The sequence below is a fragment of the Janthinobacterium sp. CG_23.3 genome, from assembly GCF_046115965.1.
GTDB lineage: Bacteria > Pseudomonadota > Gammaproteobacteria > Burkholderiales > Burkholderiaceae_D > Janthinobacterium.
Map to the genome: position 1 here is coordinate 1 of NZ_JBJXIB010000198.1, position 5,956 is coordinate 5,956.

General features: G+C 67.7%; 4 protein-coding genes. 1 reads left to right on the forward strand and 3 read right to left on the reverse strand.

What is annotated here, in order from left to right:
* Window positions 1–295 precede the first annotated feature (295 nt).
* The 3 genes from ACFDR9_RS26525 to ACFDR9_RS26535 all read right to left on the reverse strand — a co-directional run bounded on the left by ACFDR9_RS26525 (window position 296) and on the right by ACFDR9_RS26535 (window position 4,041).
* Entirely contained in the window at window positions 296–1,825 is a 1,530-nt protein-coding gene (locus ACFDR9_RS26525; RefSeq protein WP_409032908.1) for a M56 family metallopeptidase, read from the reverse strand.
* Between the two features lie 5 nt (window positions 1,826–1,830).
* On the reverse strand, window positions 1,831–2,208 hold the full coding sequence (locus ACFDR9_RS26530) for a BlaI/MecI/CopY family transcriptional regulator (protein ID WP_017876654.1): 378 nt from the start codon (window positions 2,206–2,208) through the stop codon (window positions 1,831–1,833).
* A gap of 114 nt (window positions 2,209–2,322) precedes the next feature.
* Window positions 2,323–4,041: a methyl-accepting chemotaxis protein gene (locus ACFDR9_RS26535; protein ID WP_409032909.1), complete on the reverse strand. Its 1,719-nt coding sequence runs from the start codon at window positions 4,039–4,041 to the stop codon at window positions 2,323–2,325.
* Between the two features lie 305 nt (window positions 4,042–4,346).
* On the opposite strand from ACFDR9_RS26535, the gene ACFDR9_RS26540 reads away from it, so the two are divergent.
* Complete coding sequence (locus ACFDR9_RS26540) at window positions 4,347–5,723, forward strand: DEAD/DEAH box helicase (protein WP_026132867.1); 1,377 nt, start codon at window positions 4,347–4,349, stop codon at window positions 5,721–5,723.
* Window positions 5,724–5,956 lie beyond the last annotated feature (233 nt).

Here is a 5,956-nt window from a genome sequence, read left to right on the forward strand (position 1 = left end):
TTTTACCCCGGGCTGGTTCCTTAGAGCATCAAGACTCCGCGCGACAACTGCGCTTTGTTGAGCGGTTGACCACCGCTCTTGGCCCTTTCCCTGTGGGGGGTTGGGGGGCGCCCCCGGCGCCGGCGCGGCCGGCGGCCAAGGCCAGCGCGCCATACAATAAAGTTTGATATCTCATCTTCAATATCCACAAACGTATAGGCGCGACGAAGCGACGGCGCGCACGCCGTGGCAAAACATCATCGGCCGACAGGGGGGGGGAAACCGGCGCCGCGACTGGCGCGCCGGAGCGCAAACACTAGCGGGCGGGCGGGGGATACTTGTTGCGTCCGGCGCCCTTGCCGTCCAGTTCGGTCAACTTGACCTGGGGATTGACGCGGCGCGCCTCCTCGAATATCTCGAAATGCAGATGCGGGCCGGTCGCCATGCCGGTGCTGCCAACCTTGCCGATGAGCGCGCCGGCGGCGACCGTCTCGCCGACCTTGACGGCGGTGCTGTCGAGGTGGGCGTACATCGAGCGCCGCTTGTGCGCATGTTCGAGCATGATATAGATGCCGTAGCGGGAGTCGCGGGCGACCTCGCCAACCGTGCCGGCGGCCACGGCGAGCACCGGCGTGCCCTTGGGCGCGCCGAAATCGATGCCCTTGTGGGCGCTGCGATGGACGTTGCCGATGTGGCCGTACCAGCTGTTGACGCGCACCACGTCGAGCGGATTGCGCCACAGCTCGACCGGCGCCTCGGCGACCTCGGCCACGGCGTCCAGCACGGCCGCCGCCAGCGGCACCGTTTCGCCCCAGGCGAAGGCCGGCCGCAGCACGGCGCCGGCAAGCAGTACCGCCGCCAAGGACAGCCCCGGCACCCACTTGCCGAAGGCGCTGAGCTTGCCGGCGCCGGCCTGGCGCATCAGCCGCACCCGCTCCAGCATGCCGCCGCCGCCGCCGAAGGCCAAGCCGGGCATGCCGTACGGCTGCGCAACGGCGGCGCCGGCTTGCGCCTTGAGCTGCAACACCAGCGCCGCCGCGTACTCCCGGCGCTGCCCTTGCGGCCGCCCGGCCAGCACCTGGCGGTCGCAAGCCAGTTCCTGCGCCCAGCCCAGCTTGTCGCCCATCCAGCGCAGCGCCGGATTGAACCACAACACGCTTTGCAGCAACAGCGCCAGCGCCTGCCACAGCGGGTCGCGGCGGCGCCAGTGGGTCAGCTCGTGCTCGACGATCATCTGCTGCTGTTGCACGCTGAAGTGATCCAGATGCGCGGGCAGCAACAGGCAAGGTTTGAACAGGCCGGCGAGCATCGGCGACACCGCCGCCGCGGTCTGGCGCACCGCCAGGCCGCGGCGTTCCAGCTCGGCCACCTGGGCCGGGGCGAAGGCCGGATGGGCGCGCAGCTGCGCCCCGTCCAGACGCACCGACGCGGCCAGCATCAGGCGCCACAGCCGCTGCGCCCGCCACACCCGCCGCAAGGCCCACAGCATACCGGCCAGATACAAGGGCAGCCACAACGCCGGCAGGCCAAGGCGCCAGTCCAGGCGCGTCGCGGCGCCCGCCGGCGCCGCGGCCGGCCCGACCATCAAGGCCAGCGGCGTGGCGGCCGTCACCGTCACCGGCGGCACGACGCTCCAGCGCGGCTTTTGCGGCAGCAGCGCCAGCACGAACACGGCGCCGACCACGCCCTGGGCCAGCAGCCAGAGCGCGCGCTGGGCCGCCAGCGCCGGCCAGCGCCGCAGCGCCAGCCGCAGCGCGCCCCACAGCAGCAGGCCGGCCAGCAAAGACACCAGGCTCGCATATAAAAGTTTCAAGGAAATGAGGGTGGTAAGCAGCGGCATGTCCATCGCGCTTACTCCTTGGCGTCGCCGGGCCAGTCTTGCAGCAACTGTTCCAGCTCGGCCAGTTCGTCCTGGTCGACCAGCTTGCTACCGCTGAACATGTTGACCGGCAGCGGACTATCGAGTTCCATCACGCGGCGCCCGAAGTCGCGGGCGAACGCGGCCAGCGTGGCGACCTTGTCCAGTTCGGCGCGGTAGACCAGCATGCCGTGCAGGCTCTGCTGGCTAAGCATGTGTTTCTCCAGCATGCGCTCAAGCGTCTTGCGGGTCGACGAAAACGACCAGCCCAGCTCGTCGGCGGCGCCCTCGTGGATTTCGCGCGCGCTCAGCGGTTGCTGTTTCCACAGCACCTTCAGCAGGCTCAGTTCGGTGACGGATGGGGTGGACATCTGCGGTACTCCGTTTGTGACTAACGAAGCAATTATGCGACATGCGTCACATAAGATCAAGCTTTTCATGCGACATCCGTCGCACGCCCTCCCCTCCGGCGCCGTCCTATGCCGTCAGAACGCCTCCCAAGCGTCGCCGGCGCCGGCCTTGGCCTGCGGCGCAGCCCGGCTCCGCACGGCGTTGGCCGTGGCGGCAAGGCGCGGCGGCGCCGCCCGCGGTGTCAACTTGCCCACCGGCTGCGCGCGCGGCCGCGGCGCCGGCGCGCTCGCGGCGGGCGCGTGATTGGTCTTGAACACGCTGACCGCGGTGGCCAGGCTGGCGGCCTGGTCCTGCATCGACGCCGCCGCCGCGGCCGCCTGTTCGACCAGCGCGGCGTTTTGCTGCGTCACCTGGTCCATCTGGACGATGGCCTGATTGACCTGCTCGATGCCGGTGCGCTGCTCGTCGCTGGCCGAGGAAATCTGGTTGACGATGTCGCTGACCCTTTGCACGCTGGCGACGATGTCGCGCATGGTGGTGCCGGCCTGGTCGACCAGCCGGGTGCCGATGTCGACCTGCTCGACCGAGTCGTCGATCAGGGTCTTGATTTCCTTGGCCGCACCGGCCGAGCGCTGCGCCAGGTTGCGCACCTCGGAGGCAACCACGGCGAAGCCGCGGCCCTGCTCGCCGGCCCGGGCCGCCTCGACCGCCGCGTTCAGCGCCAGAATATTGGTCTGGAAGGCGATGCCGTCGATGACGCCGATGATGTCGACGATCTTGCGCGAGGACGAGTTGATCGAGCCCATCGTCTCGACCACCCGCCCCACCACCGCGCCGCCGCGCACCGCCACCTCGGACGCCGAATGGGCCAGGTCGCTGGCCTGGCGCGCGCTCTCGGCGTTTTGCTGCACCGTGCTGGTCAACTCTTCCATCGACGAGGCGGTCTCTTCGAGCGAGCTGGCCTGCTGCTCGGTGCGCGAGGACAGGTCCAGATTCCCGCTGGCGATCTGGCCGGAGGCGGTGGCGATGGTGTCGGTGCCGCCGCGCACCTCGCCGACGATTTTGACCAGGCTCTCGTTCATGTCCTTGAGCGCCTGCATCAGTTCGCCCGTCTCGTCGCGCGAGCTCACCACCACCTGCGCCGTCAAATCGCCCTGGGCGACGCGCTTGGCCAGGTCGATGGCGGTGCGCAGCGGCCCGCTGATGTTGCGCCCCAGCCAGTACGCGACCAGCGCCGCCAGCAGCGCCGTCAGCAGGCCGCCGCCCAGCAGCACCGCGCCGGTCTGGGTTTGCAGGCCGGCAAGCGCTTGCCCGCGCTGCGCCAGCAGCGCGGACTCGGTTTTACCGATCTCGTCGAGCATGCCGCGCATCGCGTCCATGCCCTGTTTGCCGCGGCCCTGGCGCTCCAGCGCCACCGCGGCGGCGATCTTCTCGGCGTCGTCGGCGGCGTCCTTGCGCAGCGCCAGCACCGGCTCGATGCCCGCCGCCATCCACTGGCGCTGGGCCTCCTCCATCTTGAGCAGGCGCTGCTGCTGGAGCGGATTGTCCGACGTCAGCGCGCGCGCCATGTCGAGACGGGCCTTGAAGCCGGTCTTGCCCATATTTAAAGGTTCCAGCGACGCCTCCTGGCCGGTGATGACATAGCCGCGTTCGCCGGTTTCAATGTTGATCAGGTTTTCGAGCATGCCGTCGACCTCGTCGAGCACCTCGTAGGTGTGGGCGTTGATCGCGTTGGCCTGCGCCAGCGTGGCGAAATTGGCCAGCGCCACGGCGACCATCACGCCCAGCAGCGCGATCACGCAGGCGAAGCCCAGATAGAGGCGGGTGGTAATCTTCATATCGGCTAGTTTCATGCTTTCCTCTGGATAAATGGACGCGGCAACAGCAGCGATTCAATAACGGGCGCCAATAAATATTACCGGCAATCGCCCCGCCACGCCCGCGATTTCTGACTGGACCGACCGGATTACAACAGCGCCGCGCCGGCCCGCGTCCCATTGCCGGCCTGAAACAATTAACGCCGCCATTCACAACGCTGTTATACTCCGTGCGTGCGGCACATATGACCAGTCCCCTTGCCGCTGTCTTCTGACCCTAATCTGATTGCCTGCGACTGGCGCCTTCCTCGGCGACAGGCCGATCTCACAATAAAGCTACCATGTCCTTTTCCTCACTCGGTTTGTCCGACGCCATCGTCCGTGCAGTTACCGAACACGGCTACACCGTACCGACCCCGATCCAGACTCAAGCGATTCCAGCGGTGCTGGGCGGCGGCGATTTGCTGGCCGGCGCGCAAACCGGCACCGGCAAGACCGCCGGCTTCACGCTGCCGGTCTTGCACCGCCTGTCGACCGACGCCAACGGCGCCGCGCTGACCGGCAACACCTCGACGCGTCCAATCCGCGCGCTGATCCTGACCCCGACCCGCGAACTCGCGGCCCAGGTCGAGGAAAGCGTGCGCGTGTACGGCAAGTACACCAAATTGAACTCGGCCGTGATCTTCGGCGGCGTTGGCATCAACCCGCAGATCAAGCAGCTCAAGCATGGCGTCGACATCCTGGTGGCCACGCCCGGCCGCCTGCTCGACCACATGGGCCAGGGCACGGTGAACCTGTCGAAGGTCGAAATCCTGATCCTCGACGAAGCCGACCGCATGCTCGACATGGGCTTCATCCGCGACATTAAAAAAGTGCTGGCGGTACTGCCGCCGAAACGCCAGAACCTGCTGTTCTCGGCCACCTTCTCGGAAGAGATCAAGGCCCTGGCCGACGGCCTGCTGAACAAGCCGGCAATGATCGAGGTGGCGCGCCGCAACTCGACCGTCGAAGTCATCGCCCAGAAGATCCATCCGGTCGACCGCGACAAGAAGCACCCGATGCTGTCGTACCTGATCAAGACCAACAACTGGACCCAGGTGCTGGTATTCACCCGCACCAAGCACGGCGCCAACAAGCTCGTCGAGCAACTCGGCGCCGACGGCATCGGCGCGCTGGCGATCCACGGCAACAAGAGCCAGTCGGCGCGCACCCGCGCGCTGGCCGAGTTCAAGGACGGCACGCTGCAAGTGCTGGTCGCCACCGACATCGCCGCGCGCGGTATCGACATCGACCAGTTGCCGCACGTCGTCAACTACGACCTGCCGAACATCCCGGAAGACTATGTGCACCGTATCGGCCGCACCGGCCGCGCCGGCGCCACCGGCGAAGCGGTCTCGCTGGTTTGCGTGGACGAGCACGAAATGCTCAAGGACATCGAAAAGCTGATCAAGCAAACGCTGCCGCGCCAAGTCATCGCCGGCTTTGAGCCGGACCTGAACGCCCGCGCCCAGCCTGTGCAATTGCGCAGCGGCACCGGCGGCCACCGCAACGGCCGCGCGCCGGCCGGCACCACGGTGCGCGTCAAGGCGGCCGGCGGCGGCGCCAAGCCACGCAGCGCCGGCGGCGGCGGCGCGGCCGGCGGCGCCCGTAGCGGCGGTGGCGGCGGTGGCGCCCCACGCTCGGCGGCAACGCACCGCTCCGGCGGCCGCGGCCGCTAAGCAGCAGCCAGCCAGCAGCAAACAAAACCGCCCGGATGCAAGTCCGCGGCGGTTTTTTATTTGGGCCGCGCCCGTTTGAACCTTGCGGCAGCCCCATACCAGGGGCAAAGAGCCGGGGTCGGGTCCCCGGGGTCTGCCCCCAGGGCGATTGCATGAAGGCGAAGGTGTAGCCGATGGCGAAGTTGGCAAATATTGCTTGTAAACTCGTTGAGAAAGGCGTTTACTCTCAATAT